The 21,183-nt window shown below is 60.6% G+C and carries 18 protein-coding genes; all 18 read left to right on the top strand.

Annotated features, from left to right (window positions below; all coding sequences use genetic code 11):
- Positions 1-28: 28 nt before the first annotated feature.
- Positions 29-1,201 (top strand): ABC transporter substrate-binding protein, encoded by a 1,173-nt coding sequence (locus ABCW43_RS20215; protein WP_345927733.1) that lies wholly within the window; start codon positions 29-31, stop codon positions 1,199-1,201.
- 185 nt (positions 1,202-1,386) lie between these two features.
- Entirely contained in the window at positions 1,387-2,250 is an 864-nt protein-coding gene (locus ABCW43_RS20210; RefSeq protein WP_345927731.1) for a branched-chain amino acid ABC transporter permease, read from the top strand.
- A 15-nt stretch (positions 2,251-2,265) separates the two neighbouring features.
- Positions 2,266-3,270: a branched-chain amino acid ABC transporter permease gene (locus ABCW43_RS20205; protein WP_345927729.1), complete on the top strand. Its 1,005-nt coding sequence runs from the start codon at positions 2,266-2,268 to the stop codon at positions 3,268-3,270.
- Positions 3,267-4,031 carry an ABC transporter ATP-binding protein gene (locus ABCW43_RS20200; protein WP_345927727.1) on the top strand — a complete coding sequence of 255 codons (765 nt, stop codon included), beginning with the start codon at positions 3,267-3,269 and terminating at the stop codon, positions 4,029-4,031. The genes ABCW43_RS20205 and ABCW43_RS20200 overlap by 4 nt, the downstream gene beginning before the upstream one ends.
- Positions 4,012-4,728, top strand: a complete 717-nt coding sequence (locus tag ABCW43_RS20195) for an ABC transporter ATP-binding protein (protein WP_345927725.1) — start codon at positions 4,012-4,014, stop codon at positions 4,726-4,728. Before ABCW43_RS20200 ends, ABCW43_RS20195 begins: the two co-directional genes overlap by 20 nt.
- Positions 4,729-5,311: 583 nt before the next feature.
- Positions 5,312-5,938 (top strand): cyclase family protein, encoded by a 627-nt coding sequence (locus ABCW43_RS20190; RefSeq protein ID WP_345927723.1) that lies wholly within the window; start codon positions 5,312-5,314, stop codon positions 5,936-5,938.
- Between the two features lie 206 nt (positions 5,939-6,144).
- Positions 6,145-6,861: a GntR family transcriptional regulator gene (locus ABCW43_RS20185; RefSeq protein WP_345927721.1), complete on the top strand. Its 717-nt coding sequence runs from the start codon at positions 6,145-6,147 to the stop codon at positions 6,859-6,861.
- 436 nt (positions 6,862-7,297) lie between these two features.
- Complete coding sequence (locus tag ABCW43_RS20180) at positions 7,298-8,557, top strand: ribulose-bisphosphate carboxylase large subunit family protein (RefSeq protein ID WP_345927719.1); 1,260 nt, start codon at positions 7,298-7,300, stop codon at positions 8,555-8,557.
- Entirely contained in the window at positions 8,554-9,930 is a 1,377-nt protein-coding gene (locus tag ABCW43_RS20175) for a four-carbon acid sugar kinase family protein (RefSeq protein WP_345927717.1), read from the top strand. The genes ABCW43_RS20180 and ABCW43_RS20175 overlap by 4 nt, the downstream gene beginning before the upstream one ends.
- A 28-nt stretch (positions 9,931-9,958) precedes the next feature.
- Positions 9,959-10,747: an SDR family NAD(P)-dependent oxidoreductase gene (locus ABCW43_RS20170; RefSeq protein ID WP_345927715.1), complete on the top strand. Its 789-nt coding sequence runs from the start codon at positions 9,959-9,961 to the stop codon at positions 10,745-10,747.
- A 31-nt stretch (positions 10,748-10,778) separates the two neighbouring features.
- Positions 10,779-11,798 carry a TRAP transporter substrate-binding protein gene (locus ABCW43_RS20165; RefSeq protein ID WP_345927713.1) on the top strand — a complete coding sequence of 340 codons (1,020 nt, stop codon included), beginning with the start codon at positions 10,779-10,781 and terminating at the stop codon, positions 11,796-11,798.
- A 132-nt stretch (positions 11,799-11,930) separates the two neighbouring features.
- The gene (locus ABCW43_RS20160) at positions 11,931-13,823 is read left to right on the top strand and encodes a TRAP transporter large permease (RefSeq protein WP_345927711.1); all 1,893 of its coding nucleotides are present in this window, start codon (positions 11,931-11,933) and stop codon (positions 13,821-13,823) included.
- Between the two features lie 723 nt (positions 13,824-14,546).
- A complete protein-coding gene (locus ABCW43_RS20155) occupies positions 14,547-15,983 on the top strand; it encodes a M24 family metallopeptidase (RefSeq protein WP_345927709.1) in 1,437 nt (478 codons plus the stop codon).
- A gap of 110 nt (positions 15,984-16,093) precedes the next feature.
- Complete coding sequence (locus tag ABCW43_RS20150) at positions 16,094-17,323, top strand: ABC transporter substrate-binding protein (protein ID WP_345927707.1); 1,230 nt, start codon at positions 16,094-16,096, stop codon at positions 17,321-17,323.
- A 61-nt stretch (positions 17,324-17,384) separates the two neighbouring features.
- Positions 17,385-18,257 (top strand): carbohydrate ABC transporter permease, encoded by an 873-nt coding sequence (locus tag ABCW43_RS20145; protein ID WP_345927705.1) that lies wholly within the window; start codon positions 17,385-17,387, stop codon positions 18,255-18,257.
- Complete coding sequence (locus ABCW43_RS20140) at positions 18,254-19,090, top strand: carbohydrate ABC transporter permease (protein ID WP_345927703.1); 837 nt, start codon at positions 18,254-18,256, stop codon at positions 19,088-19,090. Before ABCW43_RS20145 ends, ABCW43_RS20140 begins: the two co-directional genes overlap by 4 nt.
- 3 nt (positions 19,091-19,093) lie before the next feature.
- On the top strand, positions 19,094-20,254 hold the full coding sequence (locus tag ABCW43_RS20135) for an ABC transporter ATP-binding protein (protein WP_345927701.1): 1,161 nt from the start codon (positions 19,094-19,096) through the stop codon (positions 20,252-20,254).
- Between the two features lie 5 nt (positions 20,255-20,259).
- The gene (locus ABCW43_RS20130) at positions 20,260-21,165 is read left to right on the top strand and encodes an ABC transporter substrate-binding protein (RefSeq protein WP_345927699.1); all 906 of its coding nucleotides are present in this window, start codon (positions 20,260-20,262) and stop codon (positions 21,163-21,165) included.
- The last annotated feature ends 18 nt before the right edge of the window (positions 21,166-21,183 follow it).

Here is a 21,183-nt window from a genome sequence, read left to right as displayed (position 1 = left end):
GCACCATTTTGAAGAGGGAGGACTAACCATGAAAAAAATCATTCTCTACGCCCTTGCTGCTCTGGCATTGAACAGCACGGCTTATGCCGACGTCATCAAGGTCGGTGTGGTCGGCCCGTTCTCGGGTCCGTTCGCGCTGCAGGGCAAGAACTTCAAGGCCGGCATTGACGCCTATATGACGCTCAACGGCAACAAGGTCGGCAGCGACACGATCGAGATCATCTACCGGGACATCCCGACCGCCGATCCGGCCCAGTCCAAGGCGCTCGGCCAGGAACTGATCGTAAAAGAAAAGGTCAAATATCTCGCCGGCTTCTATTTCACCCCGGACGCCATGGCCGTTACGCCGATCCTGAAACAGGGCAACGTGCCGATGGTGATCATGAACGCCGCCACCTCTGCGATCATGAAAACCAGCCCGCTCGTGGTGCGCACGTCGTTCACCACCTGGCAGACCTCCACGCCGATCGCGAAGGTGGCGTTCGACGCGGGCGTGAAGAAGGTGATCTCGGTTGTCAGCGACTATGGCCCGGGCATAGACGCGGAAAATGCCTTCAAGGCGGGCTTTACGAAGGCCGGCGGCGAAGTCGTCGAGTCGATTCGCATACCACTCGCCACCAACGACTTCAGCCCGATCATGCAGCGCATCAAGGATTCAGGGGCCCAGGGCGTTTTCGCTTTCCTGCCGTCCGGTCCGACGACACTCGGCTTCGTCAAGGCCTATAACGACAACGGCCTGAAGACCGCCGGTATCAAATTTTTCGCACCCGGCGACCTGACGCAGGAATCCGATCTGCCCGCACTCGGTGATGCGGCTCTCGGCATCCAGACGACATTCCACTACGCCGTCTCGCACGAATCCCCGGAAAACAAGACGTTCGTCGATGCAGCGGCCAAGGCGATCGGCAACAAGGCGGAACTCTCCTTCCCGGCTGTCGGCGCCTATGACGGCATGCATGTCATCTACAAGATGATCGAGGCGACCGGCGGCAAACAGGATGCCGAAAAGGCGGTGGAAGCGGTAAAGGGCCTCTCCTGGACGAGCCCGCGCGGCCCGGTTTCCATCGATCCGGAAAGCCGCCACATCACGCAGAACATTTATCTGCGAGAAGTCGCCAAAGGTACCAACGGGACCTACATCAACAAGGAAACCCAGACCTTCGAGAAGCAGGGCGATCCGGGTCTGGCTGCTGCGAAGTAAGTGGTTGTTGATATCTACTGTTGTGCCGTGAGCCCTCATTCTCCTCCGGGAGAGGCGGCGCGAGTGGCCGGCCCAGAAATTACTTCTCCCCCAGCGGGGAGAAGGTGCCGATAGGCGAACGAAAGGCCACGCAGGGCGAGCCCGCTGGCCATCTCCGCACCGATAACAAGGATTAAGCGAACCCTATGCAGACAGTCTTCAGCATAGCCATCGACGCGCTTGCCTATGGCATGGTGCTGTTCGTCATCTCGATCGGGCTTTCGGTGACGATGGGCCTGATGCGGGTCGTCAATCTCGCGCACGGCGCCTTTGCGATGATAGGCGGCTATATCGCCTCCTATGTCGCGCGCGATCTCGGCATGGGCTATGCGGCGGCGGTCATCGCCGCCGTGGTGATCACCATCGCCATCGCCATCCCGATCGAACGACTGCTCTATCGCCGCATCTATGGGCAGCCGGAGCTCACGCAGGTCCTGATGACGATCGGCATCACTTTCTGCATCATCGGTATCGCCAATTACGTGATGGGACCGACGCTGAAGACGATTCCGCTCGCCGGTCCGTTACAGGGATCCGCCGATCTCGGCTTCCGGGCCATTTCCATCCATCGCCTCTTTGCCATCATATGCGGCCTCGTTGTGGCGCTTGGCCTTTGGTTCGTGATCGAGAAGACCAGTTTTGGCGTAAAGCTGCGCGCCTCGGTGGACAATGCCGCGATGGCGGCCGCACTCGGCGTACGCACCGAGTTTGTCTACGCGGTGAGCTTCGCCGTCGCCGTTGGGCTTGCAGCCTTCGGCGGCGTGGTCGGCGCCGAGCTTTTGCCGGTCGAACCCTATTACGCGCTGCGCTACATGGTGACCTTCTTGGTCGTCGTCTCAGTCGGCGGGGCGGGCTCCATACCGGGCGCTCTGATCGCCTGTCTCGTGCTCGGCGCGATCGATACGACCGGGCGCTACATGATGCCGGAGTTTGGCGAATTTTTCTTCTATCTTGCAGTGATCGCGATCATCTGCGTCTTCCCGCGCGGCTTTGCCGGGCGTGTAAGGTAGGGTGGACCTGAACAAATGACCGTGGCCATGAACAACGAGACCATTCTCAACCGTCCCCGAAGCGATGCCCTCAAGTGGGACTTGATCGGCATTATCGTCATCGTGGCCTTCGCCGCTTTGGGTTATGTCCTCTTCCCGGACAATCTCGCGCTGTTGACCCGCATTCTGGCCGTTGCGCTGCTGGTGCTGTCACTCGATCTGGTGACCGGGTATTGCGGCGTTGCGACGCTCGGCCATGCGGCCCTGTTCGGTTCCGGTGCTTATGCGGCTGGCATCCTTTCGGCGCATTTTGGCATCAACAATCCGTTCTTGATGACGTTCGGTGGCATTATCGCGGGTGCAATTGCCGGTCTTTTCTGTGCAGTCATCATGCTCAGGGCGCATGGGCTGCCGCAGCTCGTGCTGTCGATCGCACTGATCTACCTGTTTCACGAATTCGCAAACAAAGCCTCCTCATGGACGGGCGGCAGCGATGGCCTTGCCGGGATCATGCCCGGGCCGGTCTTCGGCCTCTATGAGTTCGACCTCTTCGGCCATACCGCCTATTTCTTCGGTGTAGCACTGCTGCTCATCGTATTCGTGCTGCTGCGTATCCTGGTGCGTTCGCCCTTTGGCCTGTTGTGTCGCGGCATCAAGGAGGCCCCGTTGCGCATCCGTGCCATGGGCGCTTCGCCCAAAACCGCCCTCGTCAAGATGTATGTGATTTCCGGAGCGGTGGCCGGGACGGGCGGGGCCCTCAGTGCTATCTCCACTCAGGTCGTGGCGCTCGATGCACTGTCCTTCACGCAGTCGGCGGAAGCGCTGGTCATGTTGGTCCTTGGTGGTACCGGTTCGCTATTCGGGGCGATGGCCGGCACGCTGATCTTCATGCTGTTCGAGGACTATGTCTCGGCCGCCAACCCTTTCCATTGGCTTACAATGGTCGGCGCGCTGCTGATCGCTGTGGTGCTTTTCGCGCCCAAGGGTATTTACGGCACGGCAGTCGCGCGTTTCAGCCGCCGCCAGGAGGACAGCCAATGAGCGCCCTGTTTGAAGTCACCAATCTCAAGCGATCGTTCGGAGGGCTCGTGGTCACCAATAACGTGTCGCTTTCCATGGCGCCGGGTGACCGGGTGGCGCTGATCGGTCCGAACGGTGCCGGCAAGACCACATTCGTAAACCTTGTAACCGGCACGTTACCGCCGAGTTCCGGCGAGGTGCGCCTCGGTGGCGAGACGATCACCAGGATCAATGCAATCGGCCGGGTGCGGCGGGGCCTGGTCCGATCCTTCCAGGTAACGCGGCTCTTCCAGGACATGACGCCGGCCGAACATGTTGGGCTTGCCGTCCTGCAGCGGGATGGCCGCGCTGGCCGGCTGTTCGGCAACTTCCTCTCGATGCCGGATGTGATGGCCGAAGTCTCCGGCCTGCTGGAGAAGCTAGGCCTCGCAGAACTTTCCCATCGCAAGGTCAGCGAGATCGCCTATGGCCAGCAACGGCTTTTGGAAATCGCGCTCGCGCTCGCGCTGAAGCCGAAAGTCTTGCTGCTCGACGAGCCTGCGGCCGGCGTGCCACAGAGCGATACCGGCCTTATCGAGCAGGCGCTCGAGGACTTGCCGAAGGATCTGGCGGTGCTGATGATCGAGCACGACATGGACCTTGTCTTCCGCTTCGCCAAGCGAGTGATCGTGCTCGCTGGCGGTAGCATCATCTTCGACGGTTTGCCCGCCGATGTCACCAAGGATGCCCGCGTGCGCGAGGCCTATCTCGGAAGTTACGCCAATGCCAGCCACGTCGCTTGAGGTCGAAAACCTTTCCGCCGGATACGGGCCTACCCGGGTTCTGGAGGGCATATCCTTTTCCGTGCCCGCCGGACAGCGGCTCGCCGTGCTCGGTCGCAACGGCATGGGCAAGACAACGCTGCTCGCCTCACTCGTCGGCCAGACGAAACGATATGGCGGCCGTATCCGTCTCGGCGGCGCCGATATTACCGCGGCGCCGAGTGCTTCGCGCGCGATCCAAGGTCTTGGCTATGTTCCGCAGGCTCGTTGCATATTTCCGACACTCACGGTCGAGGAAAACCTCTTTGTGGGTCTGAAGGCTCGGCCGAGGACGGCGATCGAGGAGGCCTATCAAATGTTTCCGCGCCTAAAGGAACGACGCCGCAACCTCGGCAACCAGCTTTCCGGCGGTGAACAGCAAATGCTGACCACAGCCCGCACCATTCTCGGCCGCCCGTCCGTTCTACTGCTGGACGAACCGTTGGAAGGTCTTGCACCAGTCATTTGCGAGGAACTGATGACGGCCTTTGCCGAACTGGCCAAGACCGGCAATATGACGATCCTGTTGGTGGAACAGCGCATCCAAAGTGCGCTTGATTTCGCAGAGCAGGTTATAATTCTGGAACGCGGCAGGCTCGCCTGGGCAGGCGCGCCTGAAGTGCTAGCCCGGGATCAAAATACTGTCGAACGTCTTCTGGGTGTCGGCGGGCTGCACTAAATGCAAATACGGGTCTGCGTTGCACCTGCCCTGATCGGGATCGGCAGATGCGATACGGCGGTGCCTGAAGGACGCGGCGATGGCAGCCGAGACTGTTTGATACTTTACCGGCGCCGATGAGAACAGGCTCTCAACGCGTTGCGTTTACCCCAGCCGGGCGACCATTTCGCTTTCGTTTGCATGCCCGCGCATAGCGGCATCACATCCAACGGCGAGTGAACCGCACAAAGTGTGGAAGACCGACGCGAACTCTCTCAACCCGACCCCGCCTTTCGAGCAAATGCCCATAGCTTTTGCAGCCACATGCCTGCAGCAAGGCACGCCGACGGAGTAGCTTGCCCGTCATCAGTTTGGTCCAGTTGATTGGCGCGGTTCTTGCTTGGCGTCACCTCGAACATAAAGGTAGCCTCCTCAATGACCGATACCGCTCGCCCGGGTATTGCCCGCTTGACCGGCTCCACGGCGACGATCCAGAAATCCCCGCCGCTGGTGACTTCCAATAAGGCGCAACTTCGTCACGGGCTGGAAACGCGGACCGGTCGCGACGGTCGGCCCCTGCGCTACGACGAGGTCACCGAGGTTGATGCCTGCCCAGGAGGTTACCGCGCGACCGGCGATCATAGCGGCGTGCTCGGGCAGGATATCCGAACACACCGGCACCCATGTCGATGCGCCGGCGCATTTCCACGACGACCTCATGCACATGTCGATCGACGCCTTCCCGGCCGACACCCTGATCGCACCAGCTGTCCTCTACGATTTTTCCGACAAGGACCTTCAGCCGGGCGATCTGATCTCGCTCGACATGGTGAAGGCCTATGAAGCGGAGAAGGGCGTGCAGGTCGGCGCCGGGGAGATCCCGCTGGTCAATTTCGGCTGGATGCAACGCTTCTGGCGCACCGACGACCGGAGCACCTGGTTCGTCAGAAACGCGCCGGGCATTCGCGAGGACGCCATCATCTATTTCAAGGAGAGAGGAATCCGCGCGATCGGCTGCGACACGGTCGCCTGCGACATGGCGGTCGTCGATGGCGTCGGTCAGGAAACGCCCGGCCACACCACGCATTGGTTGCCCAACGGCATCCTGATTATCGAGATGCTGACGAACCTGCAGCAGCTGTCGCTGCGCAGTCTCTTCGTAGCGACGCCGCTGAAGATCAAGGAAGGATCAGGATCGCCCATTCGTCCGGTCGCTTTCTGTGAGAGTTGATAGCTCGCCAATTCGCCGGTCAAGCCTGACGAATTGCTTGCTGCTCCCTGAGGTGGAAGCGAGAATCGCTTACACCTCCTTCATGGCGGCGAAACTGCGAGGAGTGATTGGTCGTTCGATTATCACGTGGTAAAAAGCTGGCATACCGCGGAATGTCATTGACATGTCACTGAAATGTCAATACACAGATTGCAAGGAGGATCAGCATGAAAATTAGCTCCAGCCCGGATTGGGAAGGCAGCGGACCGAAGCGCGTACTTTTGCGTGATGAGGCGTATACAACGATCAAAGAGTTTTTGTTCGCAGAAGAGTCTGAAGAAGCTTTGTCGGAACGGATGCTTGCCGCGCGCCTCAACCTTGGTCTCGGCCCAGTGCGGTCTGCAGTCGAGCGTCTGAGGGCCGAAGGACTGCTGACGGCGATGATGAACAGCGGACTTCGTCTACCTGACATCACCGCGCGAGAAATTTTGGACTTCTACGAGATGCGAATGGTGATCGAGACGCATGTCGTCGCCTCGCTTACCGGTAAACTCTCCCGCGATCAGTTCCAGCAACTGGACGAAATACTAGACGAACAAGACAGTTGCGCTCAATCGCGCAACACCATCCGCTACCACCAACTCGACCTCGATTTTCACACCACGCTGGCGGAGCTGCACGGCAATTCTGAGATGGTTCGGACGCTGCAGCAGATGCGCGACAAAATGCACAGGCTTTCGCGCCGCTTGCACCGCACCCACCCGGAGAGGCTGAGTTTGAATGCTCAACAGCATCGGGCCATTGTAGACGCGATACGCGGAGGCGAGGCCGACAAGTCACGGAATAGGATGCAAGCGCACCTCGCATGGGGCCGCGCCTTTACCCTCGATCCTGACGGACGAATGGGAGGGGACTGGCAGAATTTGACGGTCGACGCAAGCTAGGAGACCCAAGGCTACGCCTTGGCTAGGCGAAAGCCACGCTGGGCCAGGCGGCAGTCCCGGGAGCTGGATTAAAGAAACAGGAACGTCAGCGTGCGACGGCCTTCGGCCGCCGTAAGGACGAGCACGCGCATACGAGCGAGGAACCGCAGTTATGAGCCAGGCGTGCGCCGTACCGATCCGGTGCGGTGAAAAGCGCGCGGCAGCCAAGTCAGTTGTATTTGGGACCACTTGGCACCGGAAGTTTCTGAGGTGGCGGGGTCTTAAGGACGCGGCACAGCATAAGACACGATGGGTGCTGAATTGTTTCCCCTGCATTTGATGCCAGCCGGTCTGCGCAAAGTGAATTCGCTACACGCCGGCGACGCATCCCGCTCAATATCCCGCACAGAGCTCGTCTGGACCCTTTGTACACTCTGCGAAACTGGAGAATATGGTAATGCATGAAGACCGGTTTGAAGCGGACTATCTCATCGAAACGCCGGGCAATCCCGAACGCGTAGCGCAGATCATCGCAGGTGAGCAGTCGAGCGGCACCTTCGTACCGGTACCCGGTGAAACGCCCGAACTCAAGGAGCGGTCCGCCGCCCGTGTGACCCGGCTCGAAATTCTTGATACGGATGTGAAGGGTCGTGCTCTCCCATCCACGACTCCGCAGCAAGAAGGCGAGCGCGTGACCCAGGCGCATTTGACGCTGTCGTGGCCGCTGACCAACATCGGGCCGTCGCTGCCGAACCTCGTCTCCACAATCGCTGGCAATCTCTATGAGCTGAGAGATGTCACCGGCCTTCGCCTGCTCGATATCCGCCTGCCGCCTGCGTTCAGTAAAGCCTATGCGGGACCTCGTTTTGGCGTTGAAGGCACTCGGCGTCTTTCCGGCGTCTACGATCGCCCGCTGATCGGGACGATTATCAAACCAAGTATCGGACTGAGTGCCGAGGCGACCGGTGCCCTAGTCGGCGATCTTTGCGAGGCGGGGATCGACTTCATCAAAGACGATGAACTTCAATCGGATGGCCCGAGTTGCCCGTTCGAGGAGCGGGTGCGAGCCGTCATGCGCATCATCAACGAAAATGCCGAGCGCGCGGGTAAGAAGGTGATGTACGCCTTCAATCTGACCGGCGAGATCGATCAGATGCGGCGTCGTCACGATCTGGTCCTGGAAAACGGCGGGACTTGCGTCATGGCAAGCATCAACTCGGTGGGGCTGGCGGGGATGATCGAGCTCGGCCGCTTCTCCCAGCTGCCGGTCCATGCCCATCGCAATGGCTGGGGCTACCTGACCCGGCATCCGCTGCTCGGCTGGTCCTATGTCGCCTGGCAGAAATTGTGGCGTCTCGCCGGCGCAGATCACATGCACGTCAATGGGCTGCAGAACAAGTTTTCCGAGGATGACGCCAGTGTGATCGCCTCGGCGCGCGCTTGCCTGACGCCGATCTTCCACGACAAGCCGTGCACCGTAATGCCGGTTTTCTCGTCCGGACAAACCGTACGGCAGGCTCCTGGGACCTATGCAGGCCTGCAATCCACGGACCTGATCGTCACGGCGGGCGGCGGCATCGTGGCTCACCCAGATGGTCCGGGGGCAGGCGTGCGTGCGATGCGCGAGGCATGGGACGCAACTGTGGCCGGCATTGCAATGGACGAGCACGCCAAAGCCCATCCTGCCCTCAGCCGTGCCTTGGAGATGAGCAGATGAGGACGCCGCGACCTCTCCCCGACGGGTGCCTTGTTGCCTTCTATGGCGATGATTTTACGGGCTCGTCGGCCGCGATGGAGGCGCTCGCCTTCGCCGGCCTTGAGACAGTGTTGTTTCTTGCGACGCCGACAGCTGAGCGCCTTAGTGCATTCCAGCGATACCGCGGTATCGGGATCGCCGGCATCGCACGGTCACAGAACCCGGAATGGATGGACGCCAACCTGCCGCAGATCTTCTCGCTGCTGCAAAAGATGGGTGCGCCGGTCGTCCATTACAAAGTGTGTTCGACCTTTGATTCGGCTCCCCATGTCGGTTCGATCGGACGGGCGACGGACATCGGGGCGAAACTCTTTGAAGGCTGGATCCCGATGATCGTTGCCGACCCCGGAATGGGTCGCTTCCAAAGCTTTGGTCATCTGTTTGCCCTGGCGAAGGGCAAGGGCTACCGGCTGGATCGCCATCCGACGATGGCGAAGCACCCGGTGACCCCGATGGGGGAGTCCGACCTCGCGCTGCACCTGGCGCAACAGACCGCGCTATCATGCGGCCTCGTCGATTTCGTTTCCATGAAACACGGGTCCGGCGACAGCAGCCTCGATGAAGCGCTCGCCGAAGGTTCGAGGATCGTGTCGCTGGACGTGCTCGACCAGGAAACCTTGGTCGAAGCAGGCCGTCTTGTGTGGGAACGACGCGAAAAGCCGCTGTTTGCGGTCGGCTCCCAAGGGCTGGAAGCGGCTCTCGCCGCCTATTGGTCAGCCGCGGGCCTACTACCGAAAACGAAGGCGCTTGGGCGCGTGGCGCGTGTCGATCGCATCGCCTGCGTGTCAGGATCGGTCTCACCGGTGACGGCGGATCAGATCGCCTATGCGGTCGTGCATGGTTTTACCGGTATTCGCATCCGCGGCGACAAGGCGGTCGACAAACGAGCCTGGGAAAACGAGCTCGTCCACGTCAAGCAGGAAGCGCTGGCGGTGCTGGCTCACGGCGCCAGCCCGCTAGTCTACACGGCGACGGGGCCGGACGATCCGGCCGTGGTCACCCTGCGCGAGGCCGTAAAATCCGCAGGTGCCTCTCTGGAAGCGACCAACGACCGGATCGGTGAGGGACTTGGCCGTTTACTTGATGGCGTGGCGCGCGATGCGAAGCTTGAGCGGGTGGTGATCTCCGGCGGCGATACCTCGAGCCACGCAGCCTCGATGCTCGGCATCGACGCGCTTACCGCTCTCGCACCGCTCTCGCCGGGGTCCCCGCTCTGCTTCGGTCACTCGACCGATCCAGGCCGGAATGGTCTGCAGCTCGCCCTGAAGGGTGGTCAGGTCGGCGGCGACGACTTTTTCTGCGTCGCGCGCGACGGTGTTTCGCAACAGGCTTAAATGACGGGCAGTTCTCAGGAGAAAACAGATGAGGCTGGAAAAGAAGATTGCGCTGGTGACCGGCGGGGCACGCGGCATCGGGTTCGCCATCGCCAAGCGCCTTGCCAGCGAGGGTGCTATTCTGGTGATTGCGGATATCAATGAGCAGGGCGCGCGCGAAGCCGCTGAAGCGCTCGGGTCGGAAAAAAGCCTCGGCATCGCGGTGAACGTCGCAGACGAGGTCTCCGTCAACGCGATGATCAGGACGATCGTCGACCACTACGGCCGCATCGACATCCTCGTGAACAATGCCGGGATTGGGGGGAATACGCCGTTCCTCGACCTGAGGCTTGAGGAATGGAATCGAACCATCTCTATAAACCTGACGGGCGCCTTCTTGGTCGCCCAAGCCTGTGCTCGCGTCATGGCCGAGCAAGGCAGCGGCAAGATCATCAACATCGCGTCCCTTTCCGGACAGCGCGGCGGTCACGGTCGTGCCGCCTATGGAGCCGCGAAGGCAGGTCTCGAACTCCTCACGAAGGTCATGGCCGTCGAGCTTTCGGAGTTCGGCATCAACGTAAACAACATCGCTCCCGGAGCGATCGAGACCGAAATGGCGAAGTTTGCCCATGATCGCTCGACGCGCGCCGCCTACAATTACCTCATCCCCATGACAAGGTACGGAACGCCGGAGGAAATCGCCGACGCGGCTCTCTTCCTCAGTTCTGAAGAAAGCAACTACATCCAAGGCCATACGCTGAACGTGGACGGAGGGTTCAGGGAAGCGGGCCTGATGTTCCGCGGTAGCAAAAACCTTGGGCAGACAGATCAGCCTTAAATCCAATCACTCGACTATCTGGGAGGAACAGATGACCAACTGCATGACACGCCGAACCTTCGCAACCATACTGGCAGGAGCCACCGTCTCGGCGGCCCTTCCGTTGCGCTACGCACGCGCGGCGGAGTTCACCTTCAAGATCGGCACGAACGTCCCGGCCGCGCATCCGCTCAACGTCCATCTCTCAAAGGCTGCGGAAAAGGTTAAGACCGAGACGAGCGGCCGCTTCGAGCTGCAGCTCTTCCCCAACAACCAGTTGGGCGCCGATTCGGACATGCTCTCCCAGCTCAGGTCCGGTGCGCTGGAATGCTTCCTCAATTCGGGGGTTAACGTCCTATCGACGCTCATCCCCGCGGCCGCCATTTCCGGTGTGGGCTTTGCGTTCAAGGGGTATCCGGAGGTCTGGAATGCGCTTGACGGGAAGCTTGGTATCCACCTGCGCTCGCAGATCAGCAAGGGCGGGCTCGTCGTCCTCGATAAAGTCTGGGACAATGGCTTCCGCATGATCACCAACAGCTCCAAGCCGATCACAAAGCCGGAGGATCTTCAGGGCATGAAGATTCGCGTACCAGTCAGTGCTCTTTGGCTCTCGCTGTTCAAGGCCTTGGGAGCGGCTCCAACCGGCATGAATTTCGCGGAAGTCTATACCGCGCTTCAAACAAAGGTTGTCGACGGCCAAGAAAATCCTCCAGCGATCATCGCGGCCGCGAAGCTTAATGAAGTGCAGACCTATGCATCGGTCACCAATCACATGTGGGACGGCTGGTGGTTCCTCATGAACCGACGTGCGTGGGGCCAAGTGCCGCCGGGACTCCAGGAGACGGTCTCGAAGATCATCAACGAATCCTGCGTGGCCCAGCGTGCTGATGTCGCTCAGAAAAACATCGACCTGCGCAAGGAACTCGCCGCAGCGGGCATGACCTTTAATGAAGTCGATCAGGCTCCGTTCCGCGCCAAACTGTCTGGAGCCGGCTTCTACAAGGAATGGCGCGACAAGTTCGGCGAGGACGCTTGGGGACTGCTCGAGGAATCCGTGGGCAAGCTCGCCTAATAAAACCATCCATTGGATTGGCTGCGGCCTGACCTGGTCGCAGCCATCGAAGACGATGCCGGAGCAGACAGCAACTGCCGATCATCATGTCGGCGGTTCGTCTCGAGGCGTGCCCTCTTGAAGGAAGCAGCTATGGTCGATGCACCCTCCAACAGTTTACCAAACACGGATCCCCTTGCGCTTGCCGGATTCGAAAACGCCGGTGAGGCTCGCCGCTCCAGCATCGGGCCGCTGATGCGCCCCATCGAGATGATCGCGGCAGTCCTCATAGTCGCTCTGATCGGGTTGATCCTGGCGAGTGTCTTCTGGCGCTATGCGCTTGGCTCACCCATCACGGCATCTGATGAGATCGCATCGTTCATGTTCCTGTGGATCGTAATGTTCGGATCGGTGATCGCCATCGATCGAAACGAACACATGCGATTGGCGATCGTCCTCAATGCCGTGCGGCCTCGCGTGAGGCAGATACTCGAGCCTCTGGGGCTGGTCATCATGGCCGCACTTCTCGGGGCTCTTCTGCCGTCGGCGATCGAACACACCTATTACGAAAACGATATCGTCTCGCCTGGTCTCGAAATTTCCATGGCTTGGCGCGCGGCCGGCGTGCCGCTCGGCATGGCGCTTATGCTCATGGTAATCGCAGTGAAACTCGTGCGCGAGTCGCGCCCGGTCGATCTGTTGATCAGCCTTGCCAGCCTTGTCGCATTGCTGTGCCTGCTCTGGGTCGCAATCCCGATGTTCGCGTCAATCGGCAGAGCCAATATTCTTGTGCTTCTAGTCGGGACCATCGCGATCTGCCTGACGATCGGCGTCCCGATCGCGTTCTGCTTCGGTTCAGGCGCGCTTGTGTTCCTGACCTTCTCAACGAATTTGCCGTTGAGCGTGATTATCGGCCGCATGGACGAGGGCATGTCCAGCCTGGTCCTCCTCTCCGTGCCCGTATTCGTGCTGCTCGGCTGCATCCTGGATGCGACGGGGATGGGCAAGGCTATTGTTGACTTCCTTGGTTCGCTTCTCGGCCACGTCCGGGCCGGGATGTCCTACGTCATGCTCGGCTCTCTTTACCTGGTGTCCGGCATCTCGGGATCGAAGGTCTCGGATATGGCGACGGTCGCGCCGGCCCTCTTTCCTGAAATGAAGCGACGGGGTAACAAGCCCGAAGAAATGGTGGCACTTCTTGGCACTGGTGCCATCATGGCCGATACCGTTCCGCCCAGTATCGTGCTTATCGTAATCGGCTCGGTGGCGGGCATTTCAATCGCCGCGCTATTCGCGAGCGGCTTCATCGTTGCCCTTTTTCTTCTTGTGATTTTGGCTATCGGGGCGCGCTGGAAGGCGCGTCATGAGAACCTCGAAGGTGTTCATCGAGCCTCGTTCAAGGTCATTCGCAAGGCGCTCATCTTCGCCGCGCCGGCTCTAGTTTTACCCTTCATCGTCCGTGGTGCGGTGACGGAGGGTGTGGCCACGGCGACCGAGGTGTCGACCATTGCCGTTCTGTACGCGGCGGTCACCGGCATGATCCTTTATGGCGGCATCAAGCTCACCGACATGTATCGCATGCTGGTCGAGACGGCGGCGATGACAGGGGCGATCCTGCTCATCCTGGGCACGGCCTCCGCAGCGGCTTGGGCTCTCACCCAGACTGGCTTTGCGCAATACCTCGCTACCGTTATGCAGGGGCTTCCGGGCGGTTGGATCGTGTTCATGGGTGTCACTATAGTGACGTTCCTTATGCTCGGTTGCTTGCTTGAGGGGCTGCCCGCGATCGTCCTCCTGGCGCCCTTGATGTTCCCGATCGCGAAACAGCTGGGGATCGACAGTGTCCACTATGCGATGGTTGTTGTGGTCGCGATGAATATCGGCTTGTTCGCGCCTCCCATAGGTATTGGTCACTATATCGCGTGCTCGATCGGGAAGGTCGATCCGGCTGCGGCAATGAAGACGGTATGGTTCTATCTCGCGGCCCTCTTCATCGGCTTGCTTGCCATAGCGCTGATACCGGCCATCTCAATCGGCGTTATCTAACCTGGCCGAGGTTGTTCGCGCGCCGTGCTATATGGCGATGCTGATCGAGAACGTGGCGGGTATTGGCAGAATGGATGCCGGCAGAGATCTTCTTTGGCATCGGTGATCCTGACGATCCGCTATTGATCGATGACCTTGATCTTCCGCGATGCCGGGAAAATCGTGCTTCTCGTCGCGCTGGCAAATTGAAACACGCGAACCGTAGCGCTCGGTGCGCGCGATAAAGCTGTACTTATCGAGCGCCGGATCCATTCGGTGCGCTGGCCCGCGTTCCGGCTGCGGGAAGCAGGGCGGAAAGAGCCTCGAAACCCAAGGCCGCCGCTCGGTGCGAGCGTTATCCTCCAGTCATTCCCCGATGCGGTCGCACAGGCGGTTTAGAAACTTTTTTTTCATCTTTCTTGTATTGCCACGCACCAAAGCGGGCGCCGCGCGTGACTAAACGATAGGCGTGGGCACCAACCGCGGATGCCGATTTTTCATGAGCGAAGATACTTTTTTTGCCCTCGTCTCAAGCCGGAAAGCCGCTTATATCCTTGATATATAATGAAAAACGGAGCAAATTCAGCGCTCCTGATTGAATCATTTCGAGCGGGAATCCGCGCCATTTTTTTCAAATGCCTGTTTTGACGGCAGTTCGATCGATAAATGATCGTTCGGCGGACTATGCAAATTAATTTTCAGATATAATCTAGTCTCATCAGTATCTGCTAAATGAGACGCCCAATGACCGCCCAAACTCGTCCTAATCACCCCTTTCAGCACGGTGATGTGCGTTTCGAGCGCCTGCTGGACGGTTTCAGCCCGAGCTTCGAGTTCGAGCCGGTCGGTCCGCTCCCGGAAAGCGAATTCGTCGACAGGTTGCGCCGCATTCGGCGCGAGGCGACCGTCGCAGGGCATGACGTCATGCTTGTCCATGCGGATTCCATCGGTTCCTATCGCGTTTCCAATTCGTACCTTCGCTATATGTGCGACTGGGCACGTGAAGGTGTGCTGGTGGTTCCGACTGACGAAGACAAGCCGCTGACGCTGTTTTCCATCTTCAGCAGTTCGGTGCTGCTGCCGCCGGCTGGCGAGGCGGTGCTGGTCGAGGACATCTGGCAGGTCGGTACTTGGGGCCGCGAGACCTACAATCGTCCCGGCAAGACCGTCGACAAGGTCGTCGAGGCGGTCGGCTCCTTCCTGGAGCGCGAGGGTTTTGCGTCGTCGCAGATCGGCCTGATCGGCGATGCGACGTCCGCCGGCTACTGGAGCGGTCTCGGCAAACGTTTGCCGAAGAGCTCGTTCGCGCAGGCAAGCGCGATCATAGACCGCATGCAGAAGGTGCGTTCCAAGCGCGAACAGGCGGTGGTGCGGGCGGCAGCACAGCTGGCGAGCATCGGCATCGAGGCCGCATATCACGTCATCAAACCTGGCGTGACCGATTATGAAATCTATGCCGCCTTCACCTACGCCCAGATGGCGCGAGGCGGCGAAAGCGGGGACGGCTATCAGATCGGCATCAACCAATACGGCACCCATTGCGGCAAGCCCTACGGTCACGTGGTCCGCAACGGCGACATCATCAATCTCTACATTTCGGCGGTGATCTATCAGGGCTACACGGCCCAGATCGCCCGCATGATCGCGGTCGGCGACATTACCGACAGACAAGAAGACGTGCTGCAGATGTGCACGGAGGGAGTCCAGAAAGCGGCGGCGCTGATCAGGCCCGGCGCAATCATCTCCGACCTCGCGAACGCCTCCTTCGAACCCTATATCGCCCGCGGCTACCTTTCGTCCCACGACAGCCGGACGATGCCCTACAACTGGGTGTCCGAAGACGACGGCAAGCCGCGCCTGATCCCGCGAAAGCATGTCGTCGACGAAGATTGGGAACGCCAGGGCCGCAAGCTGATGCATGTCTATCCGGCGACGCTCGGTCCTCACAATCCCAATGTCGGACATTCCGTGTCGATGGTGAAGTTCACCAACTACAACATCCAGTCGAACAACCACGACAAGCTCGAGGAAGGCATGACCTTCGTCCTGCACTCGCAATGGCTCGAGCCCGAGGTTGCGGGCTGCAATGTCGGCGACTGCTATCTCGTTACCGATACCGGGGCCGAAAATCTCAGCCACCATACGCCGCTTGCGGTGCATCGTGTCAAAGCAGGCATCTGATGCCTGCCGCCTGACGCACTGCCTGATCCGTGAATGCCAATAAGAAACCGTCAAATAAAAAACCCAGATGGAGAACAGATATGTTTGATAAGATAAGCCGCCGAAACTTGTTGGCTACGGCAGCCATTGCGGCGCTTGCATGGACCGTCGGGCTCGGCGCAGGCGAAACGCGTGCGCAGTCGAGCGAGAAGGTCACGCTGAAACTCGCCAATTCCCAATGGCTGGATGCCTTGCGCGGCAAGAACCTCTGGGCAGCCGTCAGCAAGTACCAGGAAGCCAACCCGAACGTCACGCTCGAGCAGGAAGCGATTCCGTCTGCGGAATTCGCTGACAAGCTGACGACCGAAATGGGTGCGGGCCAGGGGCCGGATGTGGCGATGATGCAGGAGGGCCTGTTCTACGCGATGGCGGATGCAGGCTTCCTCGTCGATCTTTCGGCTGCAGCCGAGGGCGCCAAGCTGAACAAGACCAATGAAAACGGCGTGGTCGACGGCAAGCGCCTCGGCGTCGCCTGGCAGCGTGCCGTCTATGCCCTGATCTACAACAAGCCCCTGGTCGATGCCGCCAACGCGAAGGTGCCGACGACGGTGGATGAGCTCATCGCCTCCGCCAAGGCTGTATCTGCCGCAACACCGGGCGTGATCGGCTTCACCGCGCGTCACCAGATCAACGACTTTTCAGGCTGGTTCATGGATTTCCAGAGCTGGGCCTATGGCTACGGCGTCAACTGGGTCGATGCGAACGGCAAGCTGACGATCAACACGCCGGAAGCCGTCGCCGCCGTCACGGCTTTCAAGAAGACGTATGACGCCGGCATCATTCCGATCGGCGACAGCTTCCCGACGCAGCGCACGCGCTTCAAGGAGAAGCACGCGGCCTTCTCGATCGACAATTCCGGCGGCACGCTCAACATCGCCTCCGGCGGCGCCCTTCAGTCCGGCGATCTTTATGCCGCTCCGATGCCGTTCAAGAATCCCGGTGCGCATCAGCAGATCTTCGTCGGCGTGAGCTCGCACGGCAAACATCAGAAGGAAGCGATGGCCTTCGTCAAGTGGCTGGTCGGTCCCGTCGGCCAGCAGGCTCTGCGTGAGGCGTCAGGCCCGGACGCGCTTGCGACCGATGTCCCGGTCAGTGAAGCCTATTCGAAGGCCAATCCCTGGGCGCCGACCTTTGTCAAGCTCGCCGAAACCTCCCGCAGCACGCTGATCAAGGGATATGAAGTCGAAACGGCTCAAATCATGCGTTTCGTGATGCAGGCGGTCGAAAAGGTCATCCTTGCGAATGCCGATCCGAAGACGGCGCTCGCCGAAGCTCAGTCCGCCATCGACAAGCAGTTCTGAGAACGTCGCCTCAAGAAGGGAGACTGATGTGAGCGCGAGTGGCCTGAAAAACAGGAGCGGCATGGTCAGATTGCTGCCCTATGCCTTCATTCTTCCGCCCATGATCTACCTGCTGGTCTTCATGTTCTGGCCGCTGTCGCGGCAGATGTACATGAGCCTGACCAACACCCGGATCGTCAATCCCAACCGAGGCCGGTTCATCGGCCTCGGCAACTATGAACGGCTGATCGAGGATCCGGCGTTCTACGTCTCCCTCAAGGCGACCCTGGTCTACACGGTTCTGACGGTCATCATCGGGGTAACACTCGGCGTCGTGGCAGCACTTGCCATCGATCGCCCCTTCAAGGGACGGGCGGTCGCGCGGGCCATCCTGCTGTTCGGCTGGGCCGTGCCGGGCGTCGCGGCCTCGCTGATCTGGCTTTGGATGTATAACGAGCGATCGGGCGTGTTCAATCGCATCACCGAACTGCTTGGCCTCGGACGCTTCTCGTGGCTGACCAGCACCGATTACGCGCTCGGTTCGGTCCTCGCGGTTACCGTCTGGCAGGTCGCGCCGTTCGTGATGCTGGTCGTGCTGGCGGCTCTTCAATCGGTGCCGCAGGAGGTGCGCGAAGCAGCCAGGATCGATGGCGCCGATGGGATCAGCACCTTCCGTGCCGTGACCCTGCCGCATATCCGTCCATCGATCCAGCTCGCGGCCCTTCTGGTCGCCGTCTGGTCCATCCGCCGCTTCGACATCATCTACCTGCTGACCGGCGGCGGTCCGCTCGGTTCGACCAGCACCCTCGTCGTCAAGCTCCGCCAGACCGCGTTCGAAGGCCATGAGCTGGGAATGGCGAGCGCCTACGGCGCGATCGGCCTCGCGCTGGCGCTGATGGTGGCGGCCATCCACTACACCGCCGAACAACGCCGCATGAAGAGGATGTCTCGATGACGACACCCCGAAAACTCGCCGTGAAGGCGCTGCGATATATGCTGATCGGAATTCTGGTCGTGCTCGCCGGCTTTCCGGTCTACTGGATGGCGGCCACCGCGCTCAACGTCAATTCCCAGCTTTATGGAACCGGCCAGGTGGCCTGGCCGCAGCTACAGCACCTGCCGGATCTGGTGACCGAACTCGGCAATGTTCCGATCGGCCGCTGGCTGTTCAACACGCTGCTGATCGCCTCGGGCGGCACCGTGCTGAGCCTGACGCTCGGCGCGCTTGCCGGTTACGCGCTGAGCCGCTTCAAGTTCCATGGGCGCGGCCTGGTCGGTTTTCTGCTGTTCATGACGCAGGTCGTTCCCGAAGCGCTGATCCTGGTGCCGCTCTATGCGATGTTCATCACCTTCGGCCTCTTGAACAGTCTCTGGGGCCTGATCCTCGCGAATGTCGGGTTCTCGCTGCCGGTCGCGTGTTTCGTCCTCAAGGGGGCGATGGATGCCGTGCCCTACGAGATCGAGGAGTCCGCGATCATCGACAATTGTCCGCGGTTCAGCGTGCTGACGATGATCATCCTGCCGCTGATCATGCCGAGCATCGCGGCGGCGGCGGTGGTGTCCTTCTTTGCCGGCTGGAACGAGTTCCTGTTTGCCTCGACCTTCCTCATGGACCGGACCCTGTGGCCGGCCAGCGTCGGTCTCGCCTCGTTCGTCGGACAGTATGAAACGCCGATGTCCGCCGTACTTGGCGCGGCCCTGGTGTTCAGCCTTCCCGCCATCGTCTTTTTCCTTCTTATCCAGCGCAAGATCGTGGCCGGTCTGACGGCTGGCGCCGTAAAGGGATAATCCATGCCCGCCTTGACCTTCAATAAAGTCTCCAAGACCTTCGGCGATCACACCGTGATCAACGCCTTCAACGCCGATATCCATGATGGCGAATTCCTGGTCCTGCTCGGCCCCTCCGGCTGCGGAAAGTCGACGCTGCTGCGCATGATCGCCGGCCTCAGCGACATTACCTCCGGGGACCTGCTCTTCGACGGCTCCGTCGCCAACGATTGGGAGCCGAAAAAGCGCGGCGTCGCCTTCGTCTTCCAGACCTATGCGCTCTACCCGCATATGACGGTCCGCGAGAATATCGCGTTTCCGCTGGTGATGGACGCGTTCCGCAAATGGTACCATCTGCCGATCGTCAACATCGTCGCCCGCCATCGGCTGATGAAGCGGGCGGATATCGCCGAGCGGACGCTCAGCATCGCCCGCCAGCTGGAGCTCGAGCCCTTGCTCGACAGACGACCGGCGAGCCTGTCGGGCGGGCAACGCCAGCGCGTCGCGCTTGCCCGCGCGCTGGTACGCAATCCGGACCTCTACCTGCTCGACGAGCCGCTTTCCAACCTGGATGCCAAGCTGCGCACGCAGATGCGTTCGGAGATCTCGGCTCTGCATCACAAGGTCGGCAAGACCTTCGTTTATGTGACGCATGACCAGGTCGAGGCCATGACCATGGCGACCCGCATCATCGTGATGAACAAGGGCATCGTCCAGCAGGTCGATACGCCGGATGAGATTTACGATCACCCCGCCAACACCTTCGTCGCGCGTTTCGTGGGGTCGCCCCCGATGAACCTCATTCCAGCTTCGGTCAGCAACGACGCTCTTCAGCTTTCGGGCAAGCTCGCGGTCGATCATGCGGCGCCGCTTCCTTCGAGACGGCACATGACGTTCGGCGTCAGGCCGGAAAAGCTCACCCTTCATCCGGCCGGGGAGGGGCGCCTGCCCGCACAGGTGGCGGTGGTTGAACGCCTGGGCGCCGAGACGGTGATCGGTTGCCGGCTGATGACCGGCGAGGAAAACAACGATCAGCGGTTGCTGGAACACGATCTGGTGTTCGTTAGGGTCTCCGGCAATCCAAAAGTCAGGATCGGCGAGCTTTGTTCGCTGGATTACCAGGCGGGCGACGTCCTGTGGTTCGACATCGATAGCGGCGACCGCATTTTCCCGGGCCAGGAGTAAACATCATGCAGACTTTCCACGTCTCGGCGACCGGGCATAGCCTCAACTATCTTCCCGAATACGTCGCCGTCTGGCAGGGGTTCTTCGAGGAGGAGGGGCTCGGCGTCACCGCAAGCGTTCCTTCTCCCTGGGATCTCGTGCTCAGCGACATCGGTTCCGCCAAGGCCGACGCCGCGCTGGGCGGCATCTGGGTCCCGTCGATGTTCCATGGCCGTGGCAAGCGTTACACGCCTTTCGCGCAGATCGCCGCCCGCGCCCCGCTCGCCATCCTCGGCCACGAACAGCGCGGGGATTTCGATTGGCAGGCCATGCCCGGCAAGACGATTTCGATGAAGGGCAGCAATGGCGCCAGCGTCGGCCTGTTCACCAAGCTTTTGCTGCGCGAAAACGGCGTCGATCCGCGGGCGGTCAATTTCGTCCAGGATCTCGACGGCAAGATGTTGTCCGATCTCTTCGTGGGCGGCATGGGCGATTATCTGGTGATCGATTATCCCTCCGCCGTCACGCTCGCGTCGAAGACGGACGTCCATGTGGTGGCCGAACTCCCCATCACGGGAGGCAACGTGCCGTGGAGCGTCTATTATGCCGAGGGCGAGAGCGACGATGTTCGGCTGGACACCCAGATCCGGTTTTCGAGAGCGCTTGGCCGCGGCATGGCGTGGATTTTGGCAAATGAAGCCGAGGGGTACCGCGACTTCCTCGCCCGGACATTCCCGAAATTTTCGCCGGACCTGCTCGTGAGGCTGACCGACATCTATCGGGCCAATGGCATGTGGACGACGCCACGGATCGACCCCGATGCCTATGCACGCTGGCAGCGGGGTATTGCCGACGGTCATCTCACCAGGGCGCCCATCGCCTACGGAGATCTTATCGACACCCGCCCGACGGCGGCCTTCGCCGGCGCCTGACCCCAAATTGATCCCTGG

Source organism: Neorhizobium tunisiense (assembly GCF_039631515.1).
Lineage (GTDB): Bacteria > Pseudomonadota > Alphaproteobacteria > Rhizobiales > Rhizobiaceae > Neorhizobium.
The sequence above is the reverse complement of the archived record's forward strand: the minus strand, read 5'-3'. Positions and strand labels throughout refer to the sequence as shown.

Excerpts from the sequence above, each read along its gene's own strand:
- ABCW43_RS20215 (WP_345927733.1), top strand. The coding sequence starts at position 29 with ATGAAAAAAATCATTCTCTACGCCCTTGCTGCTCTGGCATTGAACAGC.
- ABCW43_RS20210 (WP_345927731.1), top strand. The coding sequence starts at position 1,387 with ATGCAGACAGTCTTCAGCATAGCCATCGACGCGCTTGCCTATGGCATG.
- ABCW43_RS20205 (WP_345927729.1), top strand. The coding sequence starts at position 2,266 with ATGACCGTGGCCATGAACAACGAGACCATTCTCAACCGTCCCCGAAGC.
- ABCW43_RS20200 (WP_345927727.1), top strand. The coding sequence starts at position 3,267 with ATGAGCGCCCTGTTTGAAGTCACCAATCTCAAGCGATCGTTCGGAGGG.
- ABCW43_RS20195 (WP_345927725.1), top strand. The coding sequence starts at position 4,012 with ATGCCAGCCACGTCGCTTGAGGTCGAAAACCTTTCCGCCGGATACGGG.
- ABCW43_RS20190 (WP_345927723.1), top strand. The coding sequence starts at position 5,312 with ATGCCTGCCCAGGAGGTTACCGCGCGACCGGCGATCATAGCGGCGTGC.
- ABCW43_RS20185 (WP_345927721.1), top strand. The coding sequence starts at position 6,145 with ATGAAAATTAGCTCCAGCCCGGATTGGGAAGGCAGCGGACCGAAGCGC.
- ABCW43_RS20180 (WP_345927719.1), top strand. The coding sequence starts at position 7,298 with ATGCATGAAGACCGGTTTGAAGCGGACTATCTCATCGAAACGCCGGGC.
- ABCW43_RS20175 (WP_345927717.1), top strand. The coding sequence starts at position 8,554 with ATGAGGACGCCGCGACCTCTCCCCGACGGGTGCCTTGTTGCCTTCTAT.
- ABCW43_RS20170 (WP_345927715.1), top strand. The coding sequence starts at position 9,959 with ATGAGGCTGGAAAAGAAGATTGCGCTGGTGACCGGCGGGGCACGCGGC.
- ABCW43_RS20165 (WP_345927713.1), top strand. The coding sequence starts at position 10,779 with ATGACCAACTGCATGACACGCCGAACCTTCGCAACCATACTGGCAGGA.
- ABCW43_RS20160 (WP_345927711.1), top strand. The coding sequence starts at position 11,931 with ATGGTCGATGCACCCTCCAACAGTTTACCAAACACGGATCCCCTTGCG.
- ABCW43_RS20155 (WP_345927709.1), top strand. The coding sequence starts at position 14,547 with ATGACCGCCCAAACTCGTCCTAATCACCCCTTTCAGCACGGTGATGTG.
- ABCW43_RS20145 (WP_345927705.1), top strand. The coding sequence starts at position 17,385 with ATGGTCAGATTGCTGCCCTATGCCTTCATTCTTCCGCCCATGATCTAC.
- ABCW43_RS20140 (WP_345927703.1), top strand. The coding sequence starts at position 18,254 with ATGACGACACCCCGAAAACTCGCCGTGAAGGCGCTGCGATATATGCTG.
- ABCW43_RS20135 (WP_345927701.1), top strand. The coding sequence starts at position 19,094 with ATGCCCGCCTTGACCTTCAATAAAGTCTCCAAGACCTTCGGCGATCAC.
- ABCW43_RS20130 (WP_345927699.1), top strand. The coding sequence starts at position 20,260 with ATGCAGACTTTCCACGTCTCGGCGACCGGGCATAGCCTCAACTATCTT.